Raw genomic sequence first — 23899 nt, forward strand, 5'->3', positions numbered from 1 at the left:
GATATACTGTTCATAAATACAAGTACAGAAAAAAAGGAGGGTTACCTTATGAAAAAGAATCGTTTGTTTTTTTCTGCAACCTTAGCATTATTGGCATCTATGATGGTTGCTTGCGGCGGTGGAGCTGCAAAATCTGAGTCGAAGGTCGAGAATGGTGAACAACAGAATGCCGAGAAGACAGATTCGGAATATTCTGGCATGAAGATTGTTTTAATTCTTCCCGGAAGCATAGATGATCAGAGCTGGAATGCCAGCAATAATGCCGGAGCAAAACAATGCGATAAGGAACTGGGAACCAAAATTGAGGTAGTTGAGTCTGTCCCTGTAGAGGAATTTGAGCAGACCTTTACAGAATACGGGGAAAAGGGATACGATCTGGTAATGGCTGCCGGAAGTCAGTTTGATGAAGCTTGTGCAGCAGTAGCGCCTCAATATGAAAAGACAGTTTACACCATTATCAATGGAACCAAGAGTGAGTCGGATAATATGGTTCCGGTTTTCCCAAAAGAATATGAAGGTTCCTATATTGCGGGAGTCATTGCCGGATACACTACGGAGAACGGAAACTTTGCAACAATGGGCGGAGAATCTAATCTGGCCATGGTACACCTTTTGGATACTTATGAAGGGATAGCTGTGGCAACCGCAAAAGAAAGGGGATTAGCTGATGCAAAGGCAAATCGTTCATTCTTGAATACCTGGACCGATGTATCAATCGGAAAGGCAATGGCTTCACAAATGATTGATAATGGCGCTGATACAGTGTTCTGCTACTCCAACGAGGCGACTTCCGGTGCAATTCAGGCAACAGCTGAAAAAAAGGCAAAATTCGTAGGATTTGCAGCGAACAAGAATGAGGAAAGTGATTGTGTAGTGGCATCCGTAAGCATGAATTGGGCCAATGTATATCCTTGGATTATTAAGGGCATCAAAAGTGGAGAATTAAAAGGTGCTCAAGAGGTGGGGGTAAAAGAAGGTGTGTTTGAAACTATCTTTACTGACCAGTGCTCTGAGGAATGTAAGAAGGCAGTTGAGAAAGCTACAGAAGAAATTACAAATGGAAAAATAGACTTTAAGCAGTATTTTTCTGAATAGATTTATAAAAAGGCAGTGTTAATCTAACGCTGCCTTTTTCATAAAAATCCTTAGGAGATGCATTATATGGGAAAAAATATTATTGTTGAATTAAAACATATCAACAAACGTTTTGCCAAGGTTTTGGCAAATGATGATGTATCTATGGTGATTAAAGAGGGAGAAGTAGTTGCTCTCTTAGGGGAGAATGGTGCCGGAAAAAGTACCATCATGAAAATCTTATACGGACTTTACCATGCCACAGAAGGAGAGATTTTCATTAATCAGAAAAAGGTAGAAATTCGCTCTCCTAAAGAGGCGATGGCTTGTGGAATTGCTATGATTCAACAGCACTTTTCCTTGGTAGAGGCACATACGGTTACCGAGAATATCATATTGGGGCACTGCAAAGGTAAGATTGATTTCACAGAAAAAGAAAAAGAGATTCAAGCCCTTGCTGACCAATATCACTTTGACGTTCCTGCAGGGGAATTGGTGAAGAATTTGACGGTTGGTGCACAGCAAAAAGTTGAAATTTTAAAGGCGCTCTACCTAAATGCAAAAATTATTATTATGGATGAACCCACAGCAGTACTTACACCCCAGGAAGCGGATGTGTTAATGGGATTTGTCCGAGACTATGTAGCGAAGGGAAATTCGATAGTATTTATTACCCATAAGATGAAAGAAGTTTTAGAAGTATCGGATCGAATCATTGTACTGCGAAATGGAAAAATAAGTGGGACGATAGAAGAAGGGGAGATTCGGACGGTTAAAGAGTCAGAGTTAGTCAATCTGATGATTGGACATGACTTGGAAATTATAAAAGCGCCATCAATGACGGGGACAGATAATCGGAAAAATAGATTAGAGGTAGAACATGTATCTTTAAGATCTAAAGATAATATTCCATTACTGGATAATGTTTCATTTTCGATTAAAGAAGGAGAAATTCTTGGCTTTGCAGGTGTTTCCGGAAATGGACAGCAGGAACTTTGCGAAGCGATTTATGGTGCAAGAAAACTTCATGCAGGAAAGGTGATTCTTGACGGAGAAGAGATTAGCCAATTAGCGGTAAAAGAAAGAATCGAAAAGGGAATAGGATACTTAGCGTCGGATCGTTACAGGTATGGGATGATTTCCGGAATGACACTCTCTGAGAATATTCTTTTAAAAGCCAGTTATCTTAAAAACTGGGTTAAAAATGGAATCATAAAATGGAAAGAATTGAACAATTATACGGAGAATATTATTCAGGAATATAAGGTTAAGGCTCCTGACCATGAAGTTGTGATTGGTAGCTTGTCTGGGGGGAATCAACAAAAAGTTGTCGTGGCCAGAGAAGTGGATAGAGGAGAAAAGTTGATTATATTTGATCAACCTACAAGAGGCTTAGACCTTGGAGCGATTAACTATGTACACAAAACCATTATGAGAGAAAAGAGTAAGGGAAAGAGCATTTTACTGGTATCTACAGAGCTATCGGAAATCTTTGCTCTTTCCGATAGGATTGCTATTTTATACAAAGGGAAAATCATGGGGATTTTTCAAAATGGAGAGCTTAGCACAGAACAGATAGGATTGTTAATGGCAGGCTATGAATTGAAGGAGGCGTAAATGAAAAAGAAAGAGATTCTTTGTGATTTTTTACTTTGGATTCTTTTCGCAATCCTTTTAGGTCTGACAATCAGCTTTAGTTTTTTACCTTTATTATCAGTGAATCCTTTTCAGGCTCTTACGGTAATGTTTTCAGAAACATTTTCCAGCACATATAATATGGGAAATATTCTGATTAAAACGGCTCCTCTTATTTTAACCGGTTTGGCTTTTACGTTCACCTATAAAGCGAATCTGTATAATATTGGAGCGCAGGGGCAGTTCTATTCCGGCTGCATTTGTGCATCGGCAGTATCTTTAGCACTGGGAGGGAAACTTCCAGGACCAATTGTAATTCTTTTGGCAGGAATGGCTGCTATTTTGGGCGGTGCTGTTGTTGGATTTATAATTGGATTTTTAAAGGCAAAATTCAATGCTAATGAATTTTTGATTAGTATGATGTCCACCTATGTTATCCAATATGTTATGCAGTTATTGCTCAGAACCAGTTTACAGGAATCAAAACATGAGTATTTGAAAACAGACTATTTGGATAAAAGCACCTGGCTGCCAAAAATCATCCCGGGCACCTCTGTTTCCTTGGGAATTGTGATTTCTTTGCTGGTTGCGGTATTGGTTTGGTATGTACTTTATAAGACTTCTTTAGGATTTAGAATTCGGGCAACCGGTTTAAATCAGGATGCTGCCAGAATGTCCGGAATCAGTCCTCAACATCAATATATGCTTGCCTTCGCCATTAGTGGTGCTATTGCAGGACTTGCAGGACTGGTGGAAATCAATGGAATGCAGCATATGCTTCTTACCGGTTTTGATACGCAGATAGGATCTTACGGAATCGGAATCGCTATTTTAGCCAATGCTCACCCACTTGCGGTTGTACCGGCTTCTCTACTATTTGGCTTTTTGCAAGTTGGAGGAACGGCATTGGGACATTCAACGGATGCTCCTGCCAGTGTAATTGATCTGCTACAGGGTTTTGTAATGCTCTTCGTGCTTATGTCTTTCTACTTTAGAAGAAAGGCTGAATTAAATAAGCTTAAGAAAAAGAGAATCGTGACAGAGGAGGCCTAGAATGAACAATATAACAAGCCTTTTGGCAAGAGCATTTTTTATGAGTACCCCTCTTATTCTTGGTGCGCTTGGAGAGGTGATTGCAGAGAGAACAGGAATGATGGTTACCGCTGTAGAGGGAATATTTCTCATAGGAGCATGGGGAGGATTCATAGGAGCATACATTAGTGGGAATCTATATCTTGGTTTTTTGCTGGCTATGGTGTGTGGCCTCATGGTTGCGCTTCTCTATGCTTTAACCACTGTATATATGAACCAGCATCAAATTGTAATGGGAACAGCAATTTCCATTTTGGTAACAGGGTTTTGTACTTTTTTCTATCGAGTTATTTTTGGCATTCAAACCACCCCTTTGAAAGTAGAGGTGCTTTCCACAATACAGATCCCTATACTAAGTCAAATCCCTTTTGTTGGTAAAATTCTATTTTCTCAAAATATTATTACCTATCTGGCATATCTATTGATTCCGATTATTTTATTTGTGATGAATCATACAGCATTGGGGCTTACCCTTAGATCCTGTGGAGAGAATCCGGAAGCCGTTGATACCGCAGGAATAGATATATTAAAGATTCGTTTTGCGGCAGTAGCCGTCGCCGGTTGTTTGGGAGGAATTGCAGGTGCGTACTACTCTTTATGTAATGTGGGGATGTATACATCTGAAATCATTAGTGGGCGCGGTTGGATTGCTTTTGGAATTTGCTTTTTAGGAAACTGGAACCCGGTAGGAGCACTGATTTTCGGTACTGTATTTGGCGTATCAGAGGCTATTGGAGTTTATGTAAAATCTTTGGGGATGAGCACCATGCCCAGTGAACTCTTTAGTGCACTGCCTTATGTTTTAGTGATTGTTCTAACGGTTTGTAGGAAAGATCTCAGAGCGCCAAATAAGCTGGGACAGAATTATGTGAAAGAGAATTAGTGTATAGAGTTTTGGCATCCATACCAAGCATTTGCTTGGTACAACAATATTTTCATAACAAAGGAGGATATGGTATGAAAAGAAAAGAACGTCTATTTCTAAGCCTTTCACTTGTGGCAGGAATGGCATTGTCCGCATGTGGAGGAGCTGCACAAGAGGCCAAAGACTCTGCTTCACAAGCTCAGATGGAGACAAAAGCTGAAGAAGCAGGGAAAACAGAAGAGACAACAAATGGAACCGGAACAGTGGATAACCCTGAAGAGGTTACTGTTCCTGCGGGTACTTTAAGCTTTTGGTCTTTATTTACCGGGGGAGATGGAGATTGGTTTAAACAAATAAAAGACCAATATAATCAAACTAATCCTAAAAATCCGGTGGAGATTATTACGCTTGTCTGGGATGATTATTATACGAAATTACAGACTGCTGTAGCTGCGGGAAAAGGTCCTGATATTGGTATCTCTCATGTTTCTAAACTATATGAGCTTTCCCAGAGTGGTGTTGCGGAGCCATTAGATGATTATTTGAAGAAACTGAACATTGATTTATCAAAGGACTATCAGAAATCCAGTCTTGACTCCGTAAGCATTGATGGAAAAATCTATGCCATTCCTTTGGATACTCATGCTGAGGTAATGTATTACAACACCAGCCTTCTGGAAGAAGCGGGAGTTACGGAAGAGGAACTTCTTAATGTGAAGGATATGGAGGGATTTAAGGATATTTTAAAGCGATGCAAAGAAAAATTACCTGCTGAAATATCTCCATTAGGATTAACACAGTCCGGAGATGATCCCTTTAGAACTTGGTATGCAATTTATTTCCAAATGGGTGGAAAGGATTTCATCAATGCAGAAGGAAAGAATACAATAGATGTAGAAGTTGGTAAAAAAGCGCTGGAGGAATTAGAAGTACTTTATAAAGAGGGCTATATTCTTCCAGGTATTGATGATAGCCAGGCTTTATTCCAATCCGGTAAAGCGGCTATACTTTTTGGCGGCACTTGGTTAACCGGAGCGTACGAGCAGACGGAAAATCTTAAGTTCAATAACACAACTTTTCCACAATTATTTGGCGATAAGCCATATTGTTGGGCAGATTCCCATACTTTGATTCTTCCCAAAAAAGAAAAAAGAACAGAAGAAGAGACTTTGTCTGCAGTTCAATTTATGGTATATGCGTCAAAAGACGGAGGTATCGTTTGGGCAGGATCCGGACAAATTCCCTCTGCAAATGAAGCTAACCAGAGTGAAGAATATAAAAAACTCAAAGGATATAATGTGATTTCTGAGTTAGAGTATGCGAAATATGCACCAAAGAGTGAACATTATTATGGCGGAATGAAAAAAGATTTGATGGATGCGGTAGGTGCATATTTAACAGGCAACAGTTCCTTGGACGAAGCCGGAACTGCTCTTAAAGAGGCTGTGGAAAATAATTTGGATTAAACGTAAACCATCAAAGAATAGTAGGTAAACTATGAATAGATTGCTATCTGCTCCATATAACAAACATAAAATAGGGAAAAAGCAAGCTGTGGCAATATTATTTATTATGCCTTTCTTCGTGCTCTATTCTATCTTTACAATCTTCCCTGTTTTTCAAGGGATATATGTCAGTTTATGCAATTGGAATTTGATGGGAAAGGCCAGTTTTGTTGGTATAGAAAATTATAAAAAGATGATGCAGGATAAGAATTTCTACTTATCCTGCATCCACACTGTAAAATTTGTGATTTTTTCTGTACCATTCTTGGTTATTTTATCATTTATCCTTGCATTATTGGCAAACAGAGCCGTTTGCTTCCGACGCTTTTTAAGGACGGCATATTACTTACCCGGAGTGCTATCAGTTTCTGTTGCCTCTTATTTGGCCAGTTTTGTTTTTGCACCTTACCGTGGCTTACTAAATGGCCTTTTGCGGTCTTTTCATTTCTTGAATGGTCAGAAGGAGATTTTATGGTTACAAGATTCTAATAAAGTGTGGTTTAGCTTAGTAGCTATGACTTTATGGTGGACTATAGGTTTTTCTATGTTGCTATACTTAGCTGCTTTACAGGATATACCGGAGGTTTTGTATGATGCTGCAAAAGTAGATGGTGCGGCACCGCTCCAAATATTTTGGAAGATTACTGTACCACTGTTAAAACCGACAATTTTCCTTGTGATGATGCTCCAAATTATTGCCAGCTTTAAAGTTTTTGGACAAATTCATTTAATGACAGGTGGAGGACCGGCTAATACTACGCGTTCTTTAATACAATACATATATCAACAAGCATTTGAAAAGAATAAATTAGGCTATGCTTCTGCAATGTCGTATTTCTTATTTGTTGTTTTATGTCTATTGGTATTTATTCAAAGACGTTTTGGAAGACAAGAGGAAGGTTAAGTATGAGAAATAGAACGAAAACAATACAAAGCAATCTTATTTCTGCACTTTCCTTACTTATCGCTTTAATTATGCTTTCTCCGATTATTTGGGGGCTGTTTTGTTCCATTCAATACGAAGGAAAGCAATTTCATAATGTGTTTTCTTGGTTTACACCGCCCTATACATTACAAAATTATCCTCAGGTTTTATTGAAAACAGGAGTGTTTCGATGGTTCTGTAATAGCCTGATTGTCGCTGTGGTGACTACTGCATTGTCTGTTCTTGTGTCTACATTAGCGGCGTATAGCATAGCTCATATTTCCTTTAAAGGAAGTGGCTTTTTCTATTTTTATTTCCTTATTGGAATTCTGGTTCCCAGTGAGGCAACGATTATTCCTTTATTTGTATTAATGAGCAAATTAAAGCTAATTGATAGCTATAGCGGTTTGATTTTGCCATCTGTGGCCAGTTCTATGAATTTTGTAATCACTTATAGCTTTTTTAGGTCACTACCAAGAGAACTTTTTGAGGCAGTACGAATCGATGGAGGTGGGGAATGGATAATTTACACTAAAGTCGTCCTTCCGCTTTCAAGACCAATCATTGCGACAATTGCTATCATGAGTTTCATCGCAAGTTGGAATAATTATATTTGGCCACTACTTTGTGTATTTAGCGAAAAACTATATACGCTACCTATCGGGATTCCGACGTTGATTAAGATAGAGAGGCCCGATTTTGTCATTCCAATGTGTATAAACATGGTGGCTTCTTTGCCGATGATTATTTTATATCTAATATTTGAAAAGCAAATTGTTCAAGGAATTAGTACAGGTGGTATCAAAGGATAAAGGAAAAGGAGAATAGCATGAAACATATTGAAAATTATCCCAGACCACAATTAGTAAGAGACTCGTGGATAGAACTAAATGGGGAATGGGACTTTGCTTTTGACAATGAAAAAACCGGAGAAAAAAGCCATTGGGAGATGGGGATACCGCTAGCGGAAAAGAGAAAAATTTTAGTTCCCTTTAGTCCGGAAACAAAAGAAAGTGGAGTACATATTCAGAATCATTCCGGATATTTATGGTATCAGAGAATGCTGCCTGTTAATAAGAAGGAGCTGGAGGGAAAACGATTTATTCTGCATTTTGAGGGCGTAGATTATTTGAGCAAGGTTTATATTAATGGAAAGCAAGTTGGGCAGCATTGCGGTGGCTATTCTCGCTTTTCTGTTGATGTGACAGAGTACATTGAAGATAAAGAGAATATATTGACTGTTTTGGCTATTGACTCTTCGAATATGGAACAACCTAGGGGAAAGCAAAGATGGGAACAGTATAGTTATGCTTGTTGGTATATACAAACTTCCGGAATTTGGAAAAGCGTTTGGGGAGAAGTTGTTAATCAAAGATATATTAAAGATGTTAAAATCACACCACAGCTATATGAACATACAGTAGAAATAGAAGGGCTTGTTGAAGATGCTTGCTTGCTTTCTGTTGAAACAAAGCCATCTAAATGTCCATTGTTTGCCAATCTGAAAGTGAAGTATCAGAATATAGATGTGACAGAGGTTCAGGCGATAGTTCAAGAAGGAAGATTTAAGTTAAAAGTCTATTTGGATAATCCTGCTATAGATCCATTTTTGGTGAAGAGATGGAGTCCTCAGGAGCCTAATCTGTACGATTTGGAGATTAAAATCAAGGAAGAAGATGGAATGTTAGACTCCGTTTTCAGCTATTTTGGGCTCCGAGAAATAAGGATAGAAGAGGGGAAGTTCCTACTAAATGGCTGTCCATTATATCAAAGGTTGATATTGGATCAGGGTTATTGGAAGGATACAGGATTAACACCAAAGGACGAAGAGGCTTTATTGCATGACTTGCAAAAGATTAAAGAAATGGGCTTCAATGGAGTCAGAAAACACCAGAAGATAGAGGATGAGAGATTCCTTTACTTATGCGATACTATGGGTATATTGGTATGGAGTGAATTCCCATCAAATTATCGCTTCAATCAAGAAAGCATTATGGCTTTTACTAAAGAATGGATGGAGGCAGTAAAACAAAATTATAATCATCCCTCTATCATTGCTTGGACGCCTTTCAACGAATCATGGGGAGTATTTGAAATTGAAAAAGAAAAAGCGGAACAGTATTTGACAGAAGGGATATACTATTTGACAAAATCTTTGGATCCATATAGGCCTGTAATCTCTAATGATGGTTGGGAGCACACCAAAACGGATTTGTTGACACTTCATGACTATACGGAAAGGGGGGAAGATTTCTTCAATCGATACAGTACTTTTATGGAGCAAATGAAGACTACGGAAGAATATCATTGTGGATTTAAATCGGCTTTTTCCAATGGGTATCAATATGATAAGCAACCAATATTACTTACTGAGTATGGTGGGATAGCATTTTCCACAAAGGAAAAAGAACAGTGGGGATATGGCAATACTGTAGAAACAGAAGAAGCATTTTTAGAAAGATATGAATCCATAACAAAGGCCATAATAGAACTTCCGTTCTTCCAAGGTTTTTGTTATACACAGTTAACGGATGTGGAGCAGGAAGTAAATGGACTGTTGGATGAAAACCATGAATATAAAGTGTCCCCTGAGGCGATTAGAAAAATTAATCTTACCGGGCCATCTGACGGAAGGTTAATTCATTTATTCGACTAAGATATAAGAATGTTGGAGGCTAAAAAAGCACATTTACCAAGAGGTAAGTGTGCTTTTTTGATAGCATACAAAATATTTATTATTCCAAAATCTCCGGCTCTTCCGTTGCTATATAAGCTTCCAAGCTGTTCTTATCCACTAGGGAGGGGGCGGCTCCTTCTCTTGTGACACTTAGTGCTGCTGCATAGCTTGCAATACGGATAGCCTGCTCCATAGGAAAGTCCAGAAGAATATAAGAGGCTAGGGCACTGATAAAGGCATCGGCTGCTCCGGTGGTATCGATTGCTTTAACTTCCTTAGCGGGATACAGCCCTAATATGCCTTTTCCTTTTGCAAAAAGTCCTTGTTTTCCCAGGGTTATAATCACCATATTTGCCCCTTTTTTTAGAAAGTAATCGGCACACTGTTCTAAAAGTGCTTTATCGCAAGCTTCTTTAGCCTGCATTTTCTGTAGCTTTTTGGAAAGCTGGGATTCTTCCGTAGATAAAAGAATCTGTGCTTCCTCTAAATTGGGGAGGAAGATATCTGTTAAGGCAAGGATTTCCGGGTCTATTTGCCTTATGGAGGAAGGCTTCAATAGGACAGGGAGCTTGTGGCTTTTTGCTAAACGACAAGCGGTCAAGATCGTATCCTGCGGAACTTCAGTATTTAGAAGGCATAGATGACTGTCTTTGAAGATGGGAAGTGCCTCTTCAACATGTTTCTTACTGACACACTCATTGGCCCCGGAAAGGATGGAGACGATGGAATCTCCGCTGTTGTTTAAGAAAATATATCCTTTGCCGGTTAATTCTCCGTGGACACGCTTCAAATAGGCGGTATTGATCCCTGCTTGCTTTGCACTTTCGTAAATGGTATCTGCTTCCAAATCATCCCCGACAAGCCCTATAATGCTGGCGTGATGTCCCAATTTGCTCACTCCGATGGCTTGGTTCATCCCTTTTCCGCCTAAATAGTTGGAAGAACGACTGGTCTTGGCTGCCATTCCCGGGCTGGGAAGCTCTCGGAAAAATAGGTAGGAATCAATATTTACACTTCCCAAAACAAGAACTTTTTTTCTTTTAGTCATAGCGGGGGCGGAAATAGATTTAGTGTGGTTTAAATGATAGTCCGGCTGAAAATGCTTTCGCTCCTGTTCTGTATTTTCAGAATGCTCAAGATGCTTGATCAGGCAGGAGCCAAGATATTCTCCAAATTCTTCAAAGGGGATTAGCAGGGCTGATATTTCGGAGAAGTTATTAATATTGCTTTGGTGTTTACATAAGGTAAGCAAGGAAAAGTCATTGGGAATATGCAAATGACGGCTTAGTAATCTTTGATAGATTTGAAAGCTACTTTGGAAGTGCAGAGTTAGTACAGCACTAATACTCCCGCAGGAAATATGGCGGTAAAATTTTTCGTTATCTTTACTGAAAATGAATTCTTCCGTAAAAGAAATGGCATTTTGATACAGACAGCTTTTGAAACCTTCAATAAATTCATTTCGAATAGGACTTTCCTTTTCTGCCACAAGGGCGATTTTGGAATGTCCTGCTTGAACCAGATTTTGGGTCAAGAATTCCGCCATACTTTTATAGGAAATGGTAGGCAGAAAATCCGGACCGGGAATATCTTCTTCTGTACTGAAAAGAAAGTAGGGTTTTTTACTTTGCTTCAGCTGTGCATAGACTTCAGAAGATGGCTTGGAATTGATAGGATTAAACAGAATGCCGTCAACATTGCTTGAAGTAAGCAAGGATAGGTTTTTTAATTCTTGCGTTTTGTTTAAATGGCTTTCCAGCACTGTTATGCCATAACCGTAGGAACGGGCAACATTCATTAAACCTTTCAGGAGTCTGTCGTCGGGAATACAGTCTCGAAAGATAACCCCGAAAATACTGGTTTTTTCGGGATATTGTGTTCTCACAAAAGAGTAAGGTTTATAATTATGAATCTTTGCAAGGGAAAGGACATGCTCTCTTGTTTGGGGGCTGATATTTGCGTCTTTATGATTCAAAATTTTGGAAACGGTTGATACAGACACACCGGCTAATTGAGCAAATTCTTTAATGGTCATACTTTTTCTCCTACTTTAACACTTGTGCTTATCATATAATAAACTTAAGGAATTTAGAACCTTTGTTTTCGTTTTCAGGTGGAGCCTAATATTTTGGAACTTGTTATAATTGTAAGAAACAGACAAAAAAATAAGAGGGAATTGGAAGAAAGCAAAAAATAATCTTTTGACGAAAGAGATATGCAGTGCGAAACATGTGCATATTGTATATAAATAATATTGCATTTAGTTGAAAACAGATAAAATTGTCGACAGAAATATATTGATATTGACACAAATCTGGCGGATGATATATCTTATGAATAAGAAAATAAGTATAGGAAAACAGTTTCCTGTACAAATAATCTAGGTGATGCAAAAAGCGTATATTTGTGAAGGAGGAAAAAAGAGAATGAAAAAATGTCTGAGTGTAATTCTGGCAAGCTTGTTAAGTTGTTCCTTATTGCTGGGATGCGGAAAGTCTGCAAATGAGGTGGCAGAGTCCAATGCGAACAAAACCGAGGCTGCACAGGCTGATTCTAAGGAGGAAAAGTCTTCTGATAAGTCTGATTCCAAAGAGAAAAAGGGTGTTCGTGTTTGTATCGTTTACACAGGTAACTTAGGCGATAAGTCCTACAATGACTCTTGCAATGCCGGTGCGAAGAAGGCAGTTGAGGATTTCGGTATTGAATTAAAGTCTCTTGAAGGCACTACGGCACAGGAATGGGAAGCGAATTTAGTGGCTGCCTGCGAAGAAGGTTATGACCTTATCATCGGTGCATCTTCCAATATCGCTGATTACATTACAGAGCATGCTCCTAACTATCCGGATGTTAAGTTTGCGGTAATTGATACAACCGTTGATCTTGATAACGTGGAATCCATCAGCTTTGCCCAGAATCAGGGTTCTTTCCTTGCCGGTGCTGCAGCAGCTATGTTTACACAGAAAACTGATATTCCTAATGTAAATGATGCACATGTAATCGGATGGGTTGGCGGAATGGATATTCCTGTACTCCATGATTTCTATACAGGATATGAGCAGGGCGCAAAGTACATCGATCCGGATGTTACTATTTTGCAGGCTTTTGCAGGTTCTTGGACAGATCCGTTAAAGGGAAAAGAATTAACTCTTGCACAGTATGAGCAGGGAGCTGATATTGTTATGAATGTGGCTTCCGGAACAGGAACAGGAATTTTGGAAGCGGCAAAGGAAGCGGATAAGTATGCTATCGGCGTAGACTTAAACCAGGATGCTGACCAGCCCGGACATGTGGTAACTTCCATGGTAAAGAGAGTAGATAATGCGTGCTACCTTGTTATTCAGTCTGTTGTTGAGGGAACATTTAAGGGTGGTTCCACCCAGTATCTGTCTTTGGCAGAGGGCGGTGTAAGCTTAACCGATTTCGCAGAAATCAAGAAGTCTTTAGGAGAGAAGTTCCCACAGGATATTGTAGATAAGTGCGAAGAACTGTCCAAGAAGATTATCTCCGGTGAGATTGTAGTGGAAAATTATGAAGGTTTCGGTCCGAAAGCATAAAGCCTGAAACTTTGTGTCGGGCATGGGACTCTTTAGGGCTCCCATGCCCTTTCTTTATCAGTTAAATGAGGGAGAGTAATGAGTGAATTTGTTGTAGAAATGAAAAACATCGTAAAATCCTTTGGAGAAGTGCATGCCGTAAAAGATGGACAATTCAACCTGATTAAGGGAGAAATTCATTCATTAATCGGAGAAAACGGAGCAGGAAAGTCTACTATGATGAAACTGCTTTACGGTATGTACCCCATAGATTCCGGTGAGATTATTGTTAAGGGACAGTCCATGGGCAAGTTAGATCCCAAGTTGGCCATTCAACATGGGATTGGAATGGTTCATCAGGAATTTATGCTCGTCAATGATTTGACTGTGTTGGAAAATGTTATTTTAGGTTTTGAGCCTAAAAAGGGACTACAGATTGACTTCGATAAGGCAAGAAAAGAGATTCAACACTTTATTGACCAATACAACATGGAGATTCAGCTGGACAAAAAGGTTAGCCAGATTTCCGTGGGAGAAGCACAGCGTGTAGAAATTATCAAAACCCTGATGAGAGGGGCGGATATTATCATCTTGGATGAGCCTACTGCTGTTTTGACTCCTCAAGAAACTAAAAAGCTTTTTGAGATATTAAATAATTTAAAGAAAGAGCAAAAATCTCTGGTGTTTATTTCTCATAAGCTAAACGAAGTTATGGAAATTTCGGATCGTATTTCTGTTATGCGACAGGGGTTGCATATGGGAATTGTGTCTAAAGAAGAAACTTCTCCTCTGGATTTAACCAAGAAAATGATTGGCCGAGAAGTGTTCCTACATATTGATAAGACATATGAAAAAGCAGGAAAGAAAATTTTGGATGTACAAGATGTCTGGATTCCCAGTCAAAAGGAAAGCTCCAAAATTCGAGGCCTGTCCTTACATGTGAATGAGGGAGAAATTGTGGGCATTGCCGGTATAGACGGAAATGGGCAATCAGAACTGATTGAGGCAATCACCGGTCTACGTCCTGTGGAGAGAGGGCATATCTTCCTGGACGGAAAGGAAATCACCAACCTTTCTCCGAAAAAAGTACGAGAAGTGGGATTGGCACATATTCCGGAGGATAGAAATACCCGGGGACTGAATAGAACCATGAGTATTGAAGAAAATCTAGTTGCGGTGGAAGTGGACAAAGCACCCTTCAGCAGGGGGATGGTCATGAATACAGCTGCTATGGACCGGCATTCTGAAGAAATGGTGAAGCGCTTTGATATTCGCCCCACAGACTATAAGCTACCCACATCCTCTCTTTCCGGAGGAAATGCACAGAAGGTAGTAGTAGCAAGAGAAGTTTCCATGAATAAGAAGCTACTGGTGGCGGCTCAGCCTACCAGAGGAGTGGATATCGGTGCCATAGAGTCTATTCAAAAGACTTTGGAGGAGGCGAAGAAGAACGGTGCAGGAGTATTGCTGGTTTCTACGGAGTTGGAAGAAATCACATCCCTTTCCGATCGCATCATTGTTATTCACGAAGGAACGATTACCGGAGAGCTTAGTGCCGGAGAAGCCAATGAAAATAACCTGGGACTTCTGATGATGGGAGGTACGGTGGACCATCAGGTAAAAGAAGATATGACAAAGCAACAGCCTAAAGTTGATGTAGAAGACCATCAGGCAAAAGAAGGCGTGACGGAACATCAGTTACAGGAAGGAGGAAATGGAGATGAATAAGTCTTTGAACAGCTTTTTGAAAATATTGTTTACCTTTTTCCTGGCGATTTTGGTGGGCGCCATTTTTATTCTTGCCATTGGGGAAAATCCTATTGATGCTTATCTGGCATTGTTAAAAGGCGCCTTGGGAACAAAACTGGGAAGAGGAAATGTTATTGCAGGATTTACTCCTTTACTGTTGACGGCAACAGCATTTGCAGTGGCGGCTAAGGCCGGAGCATTTAACGTCGGAGTAGAGGGAGAAGTAATTTTAGGAGGCATTACTGCTGCTTATATCGGTATCAATTGGGGATTTTTATCTGTACCTCTTTTATATCTTGCCTGCTTTACCGGGGCCATTGTGGTAGCCATGCTATGGGGCTTGATTCCGGCGATTTTGAAGGCTTATTTTAATGTATCGGAAGTCTGTGTAACGATTTTGATGAATACGGTAGCGCTGTATATTGGTTCCTATCTGGTTAGTGGACCCATGAGCGCAGGAGTGGCTACTCCTCAGTCCAAGCCTGTGCTGGTAACGATTCCGAAAATCATGAAGCCTTCTTCGGCAAATATGGGGGTTTTTATTGCTATCCTTGTGGTATTGGCAGTCATTTGGATGACTTATAAGACAAAGTGGGGATATAAGATTAGAACGGTGGGAACCAACCCTGCCCATGCGGATTATGCCGGTATTAATTCTAAAAAAGTCTTTATCGGTGCGATGTTACTTTCTGCAGCCCTTGGTGGAGTTGCAGGATGCATAGAAGTTCTTGGTGTACATGGATACTATCTGGACGGTTTTGCAAGGGATTTAGGAACGAATGGTATGTTGGCGGCATTAATTGTGAAGTCAAACATGCTCTTTACTCCGTTTGTGGCTTTTTTCTTGGCGGTACTAAAGGCAGGGGCTATGGCTATGCAGCAGGCTACCAGCGTACCGAAGTCTATTGTAGATACTATCTCTGCAGTGTTTATTATTATCGCAACCATGGATTTTGTCATTAGTCTTCGGCAGCGGAGAAAGCTGGAAAAGGAATTAAAAACAGAGATAGCTTCGAATCAGAAAGAGAAAGGAGGGGATAAATAATGTCAGAGAATTTAGGAAAAATCTTTAATCTATCACTGATTTATGCAACCTTCCGTGCATCTACTCCCATTATCTATGCGGCTCTGTGTGCAGCGATAACGCAGCAGGCAAATATTTTAAATATCGGTACTGAGGGAATTATGCTGGTGGGAGCCTTTACAGCGGTGGCTGTGAGCTATTTTACCGGTAGCTGGATGCTGGGAATTCTGGCGGCTATGCTTGGTGGAGCTCTCATTGCCATGATTATGGCTGTCAGTCATATTAAGTACAATTCTGAAATTTGTGCCATCGGTATGGGAATAAATCTTTTGGCTATTGCATTAACCAAGTTTATGCTTCAGGTGTTTTTCCATACCAGCGGAAGCTTTTCCAATCCCTCAATCGTTCCTATTCCAAAATTGCATATGACATTTTTGGAAAATGTTCCGGTCTTAAACAGCTTGTTTAATGACTGGCGCTTTACGGAATGGTTTGTAATTATTTTTATTATTCTTTTGCAGTTTATCTTCTATAAGACGGTATGGGGATTACGCCTTCGTGCTGTAGGACAATTTCCTATGGCTGCTGAAACTGCGGGAATTCAAGCTAATGCAGTTAAATATCAAGCTATGTTGATATCCGGTTTAATCGGTGGATTGGCGGGAGCCCATTTATCTTTGGGCTATAGTACACAGTTTGTGGAAAATATGACCAACAGCCGTGGTTTTATGGGAGTTGCGGCAATGTACTTCGGAGGTGCAAATCCGGTGCTGACAGCGATGGGGTGTTTGCTTTTCGGATTTTCCGATTCTGTTGGAGCCAGATTACAGGCCTACGGTATTCCTGCTCAATTTATTTTGATGATGCCCTATATTGTGACCATTGTAGTACTGGCTATTTCCATGGCGGTAAAGATTCAGGCTACCAAGAAAAAGCAATCTTCATTAATTACGAATTAGAGAATGTTATTTGAAATTGAGTTTAGGATTAAGAAAATGGAAGGAATGTTAAAAGAATGAATAAAAGAAAAATTATATTAGATTGTGATCCGGGACATGATGATGCAGTGGCGATAATTCTTGCGGCAAAGAATCCTAATTTGGAACTTTTGGGGATTACTGTTGTTGCAGGAAACCAGACTTTGGAAAATACCCAGAGAAATGCTTTACGTCTAGTACAGCATTTAGATCTGAATATTCCGGTTTATGCAGGTTGTGGTCAACCTATGGTGAGAGATAAGGTGATTGCCGGAGACATCCACGGGGAAACCGGTTTAGATGGTCCTGTATTTGAGGAATTAAATCGGGAAATTGAGGCGGATCATGCCGTTAACTACATCATTAAGACTTTGATGAATTCTCCGGAAAAAATCACTATGGTTACCACCGGCCCTATGACTAATTTGGGTATGGCTCTTCGTATGGAGTCGAAAATTTTGGATAAGATTCAAGAAATTGTTTTTATGGGTGGTTCCTACGCCAATGGAAATGTAACTCCTGCTGCGGAGTTTAATATATTGGCGGATGCGGAAGCGGCTCATGTTTGCATTTCCTCCGGACTTCCTATCACCATGGTGGGACTGGATGTAACCAGAAAGGCTCTTTGTTATCCGGAAATTGTGGAGCGGATGCGTAAGGTTGGCAACAAGGCTTCGGACTTATTTACGGATCTAATGGCATTTTTCTGTAAAACGCAAAAAGAGGTATATGGTTGGGAGGGTGGCCCTTTGCACGATCCCATTACCATTGCTTACCTGATTGACTCTACGGTTCTGACTACAAAGCCCATGAATGTGACAGTGGACACATCCAGTTCTCAGTCCTATGGCAGAACCAACTGTGATTTCTTTGGCTATATGAAGAAGGAGCCAAATGTCAATGTAGGTATTGATATTGATGTGGAAAAGTTTTGGGACATTGTAGAAGATGGCTTAAAACTATACGACTAATGTGGAAAAGATAGTCGGCAATGCGTATCTCCGGGAGGAATACAGTGGAAGCTTTAAAAAAGGTTTTAGAAAAAAACAAACAGAAATATATTGATCGCCTATCTGAGCTCGTGGCGATAGATACTCATGATTTGGGGCATGGGATTGATGGCGGCCTGGAAAAACAAGGACAGGATTATATGGCGGAGCTCTTTAGAAAGATGGGGGCAGAAGTCACTTTGGATTCCATGAAGGAAGAGGATATTGAAAAATGCTTCTCCCTTTATCAAGAGGGAAACCTGGGGCACCAGCAGACAGACCGATATAATGTTTACGCTCAATTTAACGGAGAAAAGCCCGGTAAAACCCTGATGTTTAACGGTCATATAGACGTAATGCCTGCGGATGAAGTGGAGGAATGGACCACGCCTCCCTTTAGCCCTACGATAAGGGACGGAAAGCTTTACGGAAGAGGTACTGCAGATATGAAGGGGGGGCTGATGGCTGCAACTATGGCGGTAAAGCTTTTGCAGGATGCAGGAATTCCCTTCTTCGGTTCTGTGAAAATCACTTCAGTCTGTGATGAAGAAGGCGGCGGAAACGGCTCCATGCAGGCGATTATGAGCGGGCAGAGGGCGGATGGCGTTGTGGTATGTGAGGGCACCAGCGATGAGCTAATTTTGGCGCATATGGGTTTTGTCTTTTTCAGGGTAAAATTTGCCGGGAAAGCATGTCATTCCGGCGCCAAGCAGAATGGTGTCAGCGCCATAGAAAAAGCAATTAAGGTGATTCAGGCTTTAAACGAGAAGGAGCATGAGTGGCTTTTACATTACAAGCATCCTCTTTTACCGGCTCCAAATTTAAACGTAGGCCTTATCCATGGAGGAACTGCCGGTTCCACTGTGGCGGAGGATTGTATGTTTGAGGTTTGTGTGCATTATCTTCCCAATCAGATGAGTCACAATCAGGTGGTAAAAGAATTCCAAGAAGTAGTGGAAAGAGTTGCTAAATCGGATGCTTGGCTGGAAGAGCATTTACCGGAAATACAGATTACACAATTTGGCGGCGGTTTTGAGATGGAGGAGCATTCTCCCTTTGTGGGCAGCTTTAAGAGGGCTTATTCCGAAGCCAGAGGAAAGGCTGTTAAGGTGGTAGGATCTCCGGCGGGTTGTGATTCTCGATTATGGAGAAATATCGCGGAATGCCCCACCATACAGTTTGGACCGGGAAATCTTGCCCAGTGTCATGCTGTGGATGAATGGCTGGATTTAGAGGCTTACTTACAGTCTATCTTGATTTATGCAGAACTGATATTGGACTTTTGTCAGGCTTAATACAGTGCTCTTAAAAGGAATACAAAGCTTTTAAGAACAAATAGTGAAAAGAAAAGGAGAATAAAAACATGGCAAAGAAAGTTTTATTGGCAGGGGAATCATGGATGAGTTATACCACTCACGTGAAAGGATTTGACAGCTTTTATACTTCTGTTTACGAGACAGGAGAGAAGTATATTAAGAGAGCTTTTGAAGAGGGGGGATATGAGTTTACATTTCTTCCAAATCATTTGGCAACAGAAGAATTTCCTTTCAGCTTGGAAGAATTAAAGCAGTATGATTTGATTATTTTATCAGATATCGGAGCTAATACTCTGCTTTTACCCGGAGCAACCTTTACTCGCAGCGAAATCATGCCGAACCGTTGTAACTTACTTCGAGACTATGTCTTGGACGGAGGTGCTCTCTTAATGGTAGGGGGATACTTGACCTTCTCCGGCGTGGATGCCAAGGGAAAGTGGCAGGACACTGCTGTGCAGGAGGTTTTACCGGTACAGGTACTTGCTACAGATGATCGTATGGAGCATTGTGAAGGAGTTCGCCCTGTTTCTGTGAAGGAGCATGCTATCCTTGAGGGATTAGAAAAGACCTGGCCAAGAGTTTTAGGCTACAACAAGACTATCTTAAAACCAGAGGCAGAACTTTTAGCAACAGTATGTGATGATCCCTTTATCGCTTTGGGAGAATACGGTAAGGGAAGATCCGCTGTGTTCACCACGGACTGTGCTCCCCACTGGGCACCACCTGAGTTCTGTGAGTGGAAGGATTATAACCGCCTGTTCCAAAACCTTGCGCGTTGGCTGACAAAGGAAGCATAACGGGAGAAGCTATGAAGGTTTTAAATTTTGGTTCTTTAAACATTGACTATGTTTACAGTCTGGACCATTTTGTTCAAAAAGGAGAAACGATTTCCTCTGATGCTTTAAACATATTTCCGGGGGGCAAAGGCTTAAATCAGTCTCTGGCTTTGGGGAGAGCCGGTGTTTCTACTATTCATGCCGGAGCTGTAGGAAAGGACGGAGAGTTTCTTCTAAAACTACTTCAGGAATCAGGCGTGAATATTGACTATGTGCAGTCCTTGGATAGCGTACAAACAGGAACGGCGATTATTCAAAAGGATAAAGAGGGGGATAATTGTATTATTCTCTATAGCGGTGCAAATCATAAAATCAGCAAGGCACAGGTGCAGAAGACTATCGCAAATTTTGCCGAAGGAGATTTTCTTCTATTGCAAAATGAAATCAATGAGATAGACAGTATTATGAAACTGGCTCATGAAAGAGGAATGAAGATTGTGCTGAATCCTTCTCCTATGAATGAAGCCATCTTAGCTTTACCTTTGGAATATGTGGATTATTTTCTTTTGAATGAAGTGGAGGCAGCGCAGATCTTAGGACAGGATAGTGCCGACCGAGAGAGCGAAGAAGTGATTAGAGCCTTACATCTTCAGTATCCTACAGCGAAAATCGTTTTAACCCTTGGTGGGGAAGGAGCTCTTTACTTTGACGGGGAAAGCCTTTATCGCCAAAGATCCTATAAAACGGAAATTGTGGATACCACTGCTGCGGGAGATACCTTTACCGGATACTTTATTGCAGGTATTTTAAATGGAGAAACGGTTCCAAAAGCCATGGATTTGGCAGCCAGAGCTGCAGGAATTGCCATTTCCCGATTTGGTGCGGCTCCATCCATTCCCTTGAAGGAAGAAGTATTATCTTTTTCCTTTAGTTAAAAGAAAAATAGTGATCATAAAAAACCGTACGCAAGTGCGGTTTTTTTGTGTGATAGGAGTTTTTGGAGGAGGTTTTATATGGCTTTGCTTTGAGGATAAAGCCTTCTATTTAGTTCTGTGAAGAAAGTTTTGTGGATGGAGGGGATTTTCTACAAAACCGGTAGTTTATTTTATCTAAATTAACAAATCTGTTTATTTTCGTGTGGATTTTATTGACAGTTCTGTTAGATATGTTTATATTCTCATTAAATAAACATAAAAGAACATATATTAACATATGCTAAGATGTATGAATGTATATCCGTTATGGGAGATTTATACGAATACCCATGTGTACTTATCAAGATAAAGGAACACATAGGAACATCCATTAAGAACTATCAACAAGCGGAGGAGAAGAATGCCAAAGTGTATTGTCATCGCAGATGATTTAACCGGAGCAAATGCCACGGGAGTTTTACTGAAAAAGATGAATTACAGCGCCTATACGGTTTTGAATGCTGAGCGTTTAGAGCTGTCTATGCTGGAGCAGTGTGACTGCGTTTTATATCCTACGGACAGTAGAGGGATTGATCAGGATCTGGCGTATAGAAGAGTTTCCAATGTTTGTAATCTACTGAAGAACGAAGATACCAAGGTTTACGGCAAACGAATTGACAGTACTTTACGAGGAAACCTGGGAGCGGAAGTGGATGCCATGCTGGAATCCCTTGGAGAAGACTATGTGGCTATTGTGGTGGCTTGCTTCCCCACATCCTCCCGTATAGTTCTCGGAGGCTATATGTTGGTGGAGGGGCTTCCGCTTCATAAGACGGATATTGCCATTGATCCGAAAACGCCGGTGAATAATCCTGAGGTGGCAGAGCTGTTCCGGAAGCAGAGTAAATATCCCATTGCCTCCATTTTGATGAAGGATTTACTGCACGGAAAGCATTATCTGGCGGATTGCATGAAAAAGCTGGCGGAGGAGGGAAACCGCATTATTGTGGTGGACTGTGTAAGCCAGGAAGACATTGATTTGATTGCGGATGCGGTGGAAACCTCTAAGCTAAAGGTCTTGGCGGTGGATCCCGGTGTGTTTACCGCAAGTCTTGTGAGAAAGAGAATTCCTCCCACAGAAAAGAAGGAGAAAAACAAGGTTTTGGCTGTGGTAGGTAGTGTAAATCCGCATACCAGATTGCAGCTGGAAGAGCTGTGGCTTTCTCAAAGATGCAAGAACGTTTTTGTGGAAACCAAGGCGCTTTTGGAAGGGGAAGAGCTGTGGGAGCAGGAGGTTCAAAGAGTGGTGGATGCCATTCTGAAGGATGTGGATAAGGATAGAGTCTTCACGGTGACGGGGGACGGCATCTATCCGGAAAATCGTGTGGATCTTGGAAAGCTTGCGGAAAGCAGGGCCTGCCAAATCGAAGAAATCAGCAATAAGATGAATCTGGCTTTTGCGGAGATTGCTCATCGAATCTGTGAGCGGGAAAAGAGCTTTAAGGGAATATACAGTAGCGGAGGAGATGTGACGGTATCTATTTGCAAGCGCTTTCAAACCGCAGGTCTTAGCTTAAAGGAAGAGGTTTTACCCTTGGCAGCTCACGGGGAAATGCTTCTGGGAGATTTCCCGGGAATGCATATGGTTACAAAGGGCGGCAGCCAGGGAGGAAGAGATGCCATTATTCGTTGTATTTCCTTCCTGAAGGAAAAGCTCTTTGTATAAGGCGGTGGAAGAGTCGGTCTCAAAAATAAAAATGATGAAAAGAAGGAGGATAAAATGAAGAAAGCAGTAATTGCAGTACCTATGGGGGATCCTGCGGGAATCGGTCCGGAGATTGTGGTGAAGGCCGTTTCCAAAAAGGAAATCCAGGACATTGCAAAGGTAGTGGTTATCGGAGACGGAAAGATTTTGGAAAAGGCGGTGGAAATCTGTAAAGTTCCCATTCGCCTGCAAAAGATTGAAAAGGTAGAGGAGTGCGGAGAGGAGAAGGACAGCCTTTACTATATGCAGGAGGGCGAAATTTCCATGGCGGATTTTGCCTATGGAAAGGTCAGCGCGATGTGCGGAAAGGCTGCATTTTCCTATATTAAGAAATCTATCGAGCTGGCCAATGAAAGACTGGTGGATGCGGTGGCTACCACACCCATCAACAAGGAATCTTTAAAGGCGGCAGAGGTGCCCTTTATCGGTCACACGGAGATTTTTGGTTCATTAACCAATACGGAAGATCCTTTGACCATGTTTGAGTGTAACGGCATGAGAGTGTTCTTCTTAACCAGACACGTTTCTCTTCGGAAAATGCTGGATATGATTACCAAGGAGCGCATTAAGGACTATGTGAAGCGTTGTCTGGAGGCTTTGAAAAAGCTGGGGGTTACAGACGGAAAAATGGCCATTGCCGGCCTGAATCCGCACTGCGGAGAGCATGGCTTATTCGGAGACGAGGAAGTGAAGGAGATTATGCCGGCGGTGGAAGAGCTGCAGAAGGAAGGCTATCCTGTGGTTGGACCTATTGGGGCAGACTCTGTTTTCCATCAGGCAGCACAGGGAAGATACAACTCCGTACTGTCTCTCTACCATGACCAGGGGCATATCGCTACCAAGACCTTGGATTTTGATAGAACTATCGCTATTACCAACGGTATGCCGATTTTAAGAACTTCTGTGGATCATGGAACTGCATTTGACATTGCCGGAACCGGCATTGCAGACAGCATCAGTATGGAAGAAGCGATTCGACTTGCGGCAAAGTATGCAGAGGCTTTTAAGCACTAAGAAGAACTGTGCAAAAGTACTTAGTTCTATAAAAAGATAAAAAAAGGAAATGCATAAGAAAGTTAAACC

At 41.1% G+C, this 23899-nt stretch carries 19 protein-coding genes; 18 read left to right on the forward strand and 1 reads right to left on the reverse strand.

All coding sequences use genetic code 11. From position 1 onward, the window contains the following. The first annotated feature begins 48 nt into the window (after positions 1-48). The 8 genes from HNQ46_RS02005 to HNQ46_RS02040 all read left to right on the forward strand — a co-directional run bounded on the left by HNQ46_RS02005 (position 49) and on the right by HNQ46_RS02040 (position 9752). Complete coding sequence (locus HNQ46_RS02005) at positions 49-1095, forward strand: BMP family protein (RefSeq protein ID WP_183682333.1); 1047 nt, start codon at positions 49-51, stop codon at positions 1093-1095. A 66-nt stretch (positions 1096-1161) separates the two neighbouring features. Then, positions 1162-2691 carry an ABC transporter ATP-binding protein gene (locus HNQ46_RS02010; protein WP_183682336.1) on the forward strand — a complete coding sequence of 510 codons (1530 nt, stop codon included), beginning with the start codon at positions 1162-1164 and terminating at the stop codon, positions 2689-2691. After that, positions 2692-3762, forward strand: a complete 1071-nt coding sequence (locus tag HNQ46_RS02015) for an ABC transporter permease (RefSeq protein ID WP_007157136.1) — start codon at positions 2692-2694, stop codon at positions 3760-3762. It begins immediately after the preceding gene. Position 3763: 1 nt separating this feature from the next. Then, positions 3764-4684, forward strand: coding sequence for an ABC transporter permease (locus tag HNQ46_RS02020; RefSeq protein ID WP_007157135.1), 921 nt, complete (start codon positions 3764-3766; stop codon positions 4682-4684). A 74-nt stretch (positions 4685-4758) separates the two neighbouring features. After that, on the forward strand, positions 4759-6132 hold the full coding sequence (locus HNQ46_RS02025) for an extracellular solute-binding protein (protein WP_183682339.1): 1374 nt from the start codon (positions 4759-4761) through the stop codon (positions 6130-6132). 31 nt (positions 6133-6163) lie between these two features. Beyond that, on the forward strand, positions 6164-7075 hold the full coding sequence (locus HNQ46_RS02030) for a carbohydrate ABC transporter permease (protein WP_183682342.1): 912 nt from the start codon (positions 6164-6166) through the stop codon (positions 7073-7075). A 2-nt stretch (positions 7076-7077) separates the two neighbouring features. Then, complete coding sequence (locus tag HNQ46_RS02035) at positions 7078-7908, forward strand: carbohydrate ABC transporter permease (protein WP_007157132.1); 831 nt, start codon at positions 7078-7080, stop codon at positions 7906-7908. 17 nt (positions 7909-7925) lie between these two features. Further along, positions 7926-9752, forward strand: coding sequence for a glycoside hydrolase family 2 protein (locus HNQ46_RS02040; protein WP_183682345.1), 1827 nt, complete (start codon positions 7926-7928; stop codon positions 9750-9752). Between the two features lie 79 nt (positions 9753-9831). Here the strand turns inward: HNQ46_RS02040 and HNQ46_RS02045 are convergent, their stop codons facing one another. Then, the gene (locus HNQ46_RS02045) at positions 9832-11808 is read right to left on the reverse strand and encodes a PfkB family carbohydrate kinase (protein ID WP_183682348.1); all 1977 of its coding nucleotides are present in this window, start codon (positions 11806-11808) and stop codon (positions 9832-9834) included. Positions 11809-12199: 391 nt separating this feature from the next. Between HNQ46_RS02045 and HNQ46_RS02050 the strand changes: the two genes are divergently transcribed. From HNQ46_RS02050 to pdxA, 10 genes are all read left to right on the forward strand, one after another. Further along, entirely contained in the window at positions 12200-13327 is a 1128-nt protein-coding gene (locus HNQ46_RS02050) for a BMP family lipoprotein (protein WP_183682351.1), read from the forward strand. A gap of 78 nt (positions 13328-13405) precedes the next feature. Continuing rightward, positions 13406-15034: an ABC transporter ATP-binding protein gene (locus HNQ46_RS02055; RefSeq protein ID WP_243155810.1), complete on the forward strand. Its 1629-nt coding sequence runs from the start codon at positions 13406-13408 to the stop codon at positions 15032-15034. Continuing rightward, the gene (locus HNQ46_RS02060; RefSeq protein WP_183682354.1) at positions 15027-16100 is read left to right on the forward strand and encodes an ABC transporter permease; all 1074 of its coding nucleotides are present in this window, start codon (positions 15027-15029) and stop codon (positions 16098-16100) included. The genes HNQ46_RS02055 and HNQ46_RS02060 overlap by 8 nt, the downstream gene beginning before the upstream one ends. Further along, positions 16100-17038 (forward strand): ABC transporter permease, encoded by a 939-nt coding sequence (locus HNQ46_RS02065; protein ID WP_007157123.1) that lies wholly within the window; start codon positions 16100-16102, stop codon positions 17036-17038. The genes HNQ46_RS02060 and HNQ46_RS02065 overlap by 1 nt, the downstream gene beginning before the upstream one ends. 56 nt (positions 17039-17094) lie before the next feature. Beyond that, positions 17095-18027 (forward strand): nucleoside hydrolase, encoded by a 933-nt coding sequence (locus HNQ46_RS02070; RefSeq protein WP_183682357.1) that lies wholly within the window; start codon positions 17095-17097, stop codon positions 18025-18027. 20 nt (positions 18028-18047) lie between these two features. Then, positions 18048-19340, forward strand: a complete 1293-nt coding sequence (locus HNQ46_RS02075) for a M20 family metallopeptidase (RefSeq protein WP_183682362.1) — start codon at positions 18048-18050, stop codon at positions 19338-19340. A 68-nt stretch (positions 19341-19408) separates the two neighbouring features. Further along, positions 19409-20158 (forward strand): glutamine amidotransferase, encoded by a 750-nt coding sequence (locus HNQ46_RS02080; protein ID WP_183682365.1) that lies wholly within the window; start codon positions 19409-19411, stop codon positions 20156-20158. Positions 20159-20169: 11 nt separating this feature from the next. Then, positions 20170-21072, forward strand: a complete 903-nt coding sequence (locus tag HNQ46_RS02085) for a ribokinase (protein ID WP_183682368.1) — start codon at positions 20170-20172, stop codon at positions 21070-21072. Between the two features lie 400 nt (positions 21073-21472). Then, complete coding sequence (locus HNQ46_RS02090) at positions 21473-22777, forward strand: four-carbon acid sugar kinase family protein (RefSeq protein WP_183682371.1); 1305 nt, start codon at positions 21473-21475, stop codon at positions 22775-22777. A 54-nt stretch (positions 22778-22831) separates the two neighbouring features. After that, on the forward strand, positions 22832-23830 hold the full coding sequence (gene pdxA / locus HNQ46_RS02095) for a 4-hydroxythreonine-4-phosphate dehydrogenase PdxA (RefSeq protein WP_183682374.1): 999 nt from the start codon (positions 22832-22834) through the stop codon (positions 23828-23830). The last annotated feature ends 69 nt before the right edge of the window (positions 23831-23899 follow it).

Origin of the sequence: Oribacterium sinus (assembly GCF_014202695.1) — a bacterium.
GTDB classification, from domain to species: Bacteria; Bacillota; Clostridia; order Lachnospirales; family Lachnospiraceae; genus Oribacterium; species Oribacterium sinus.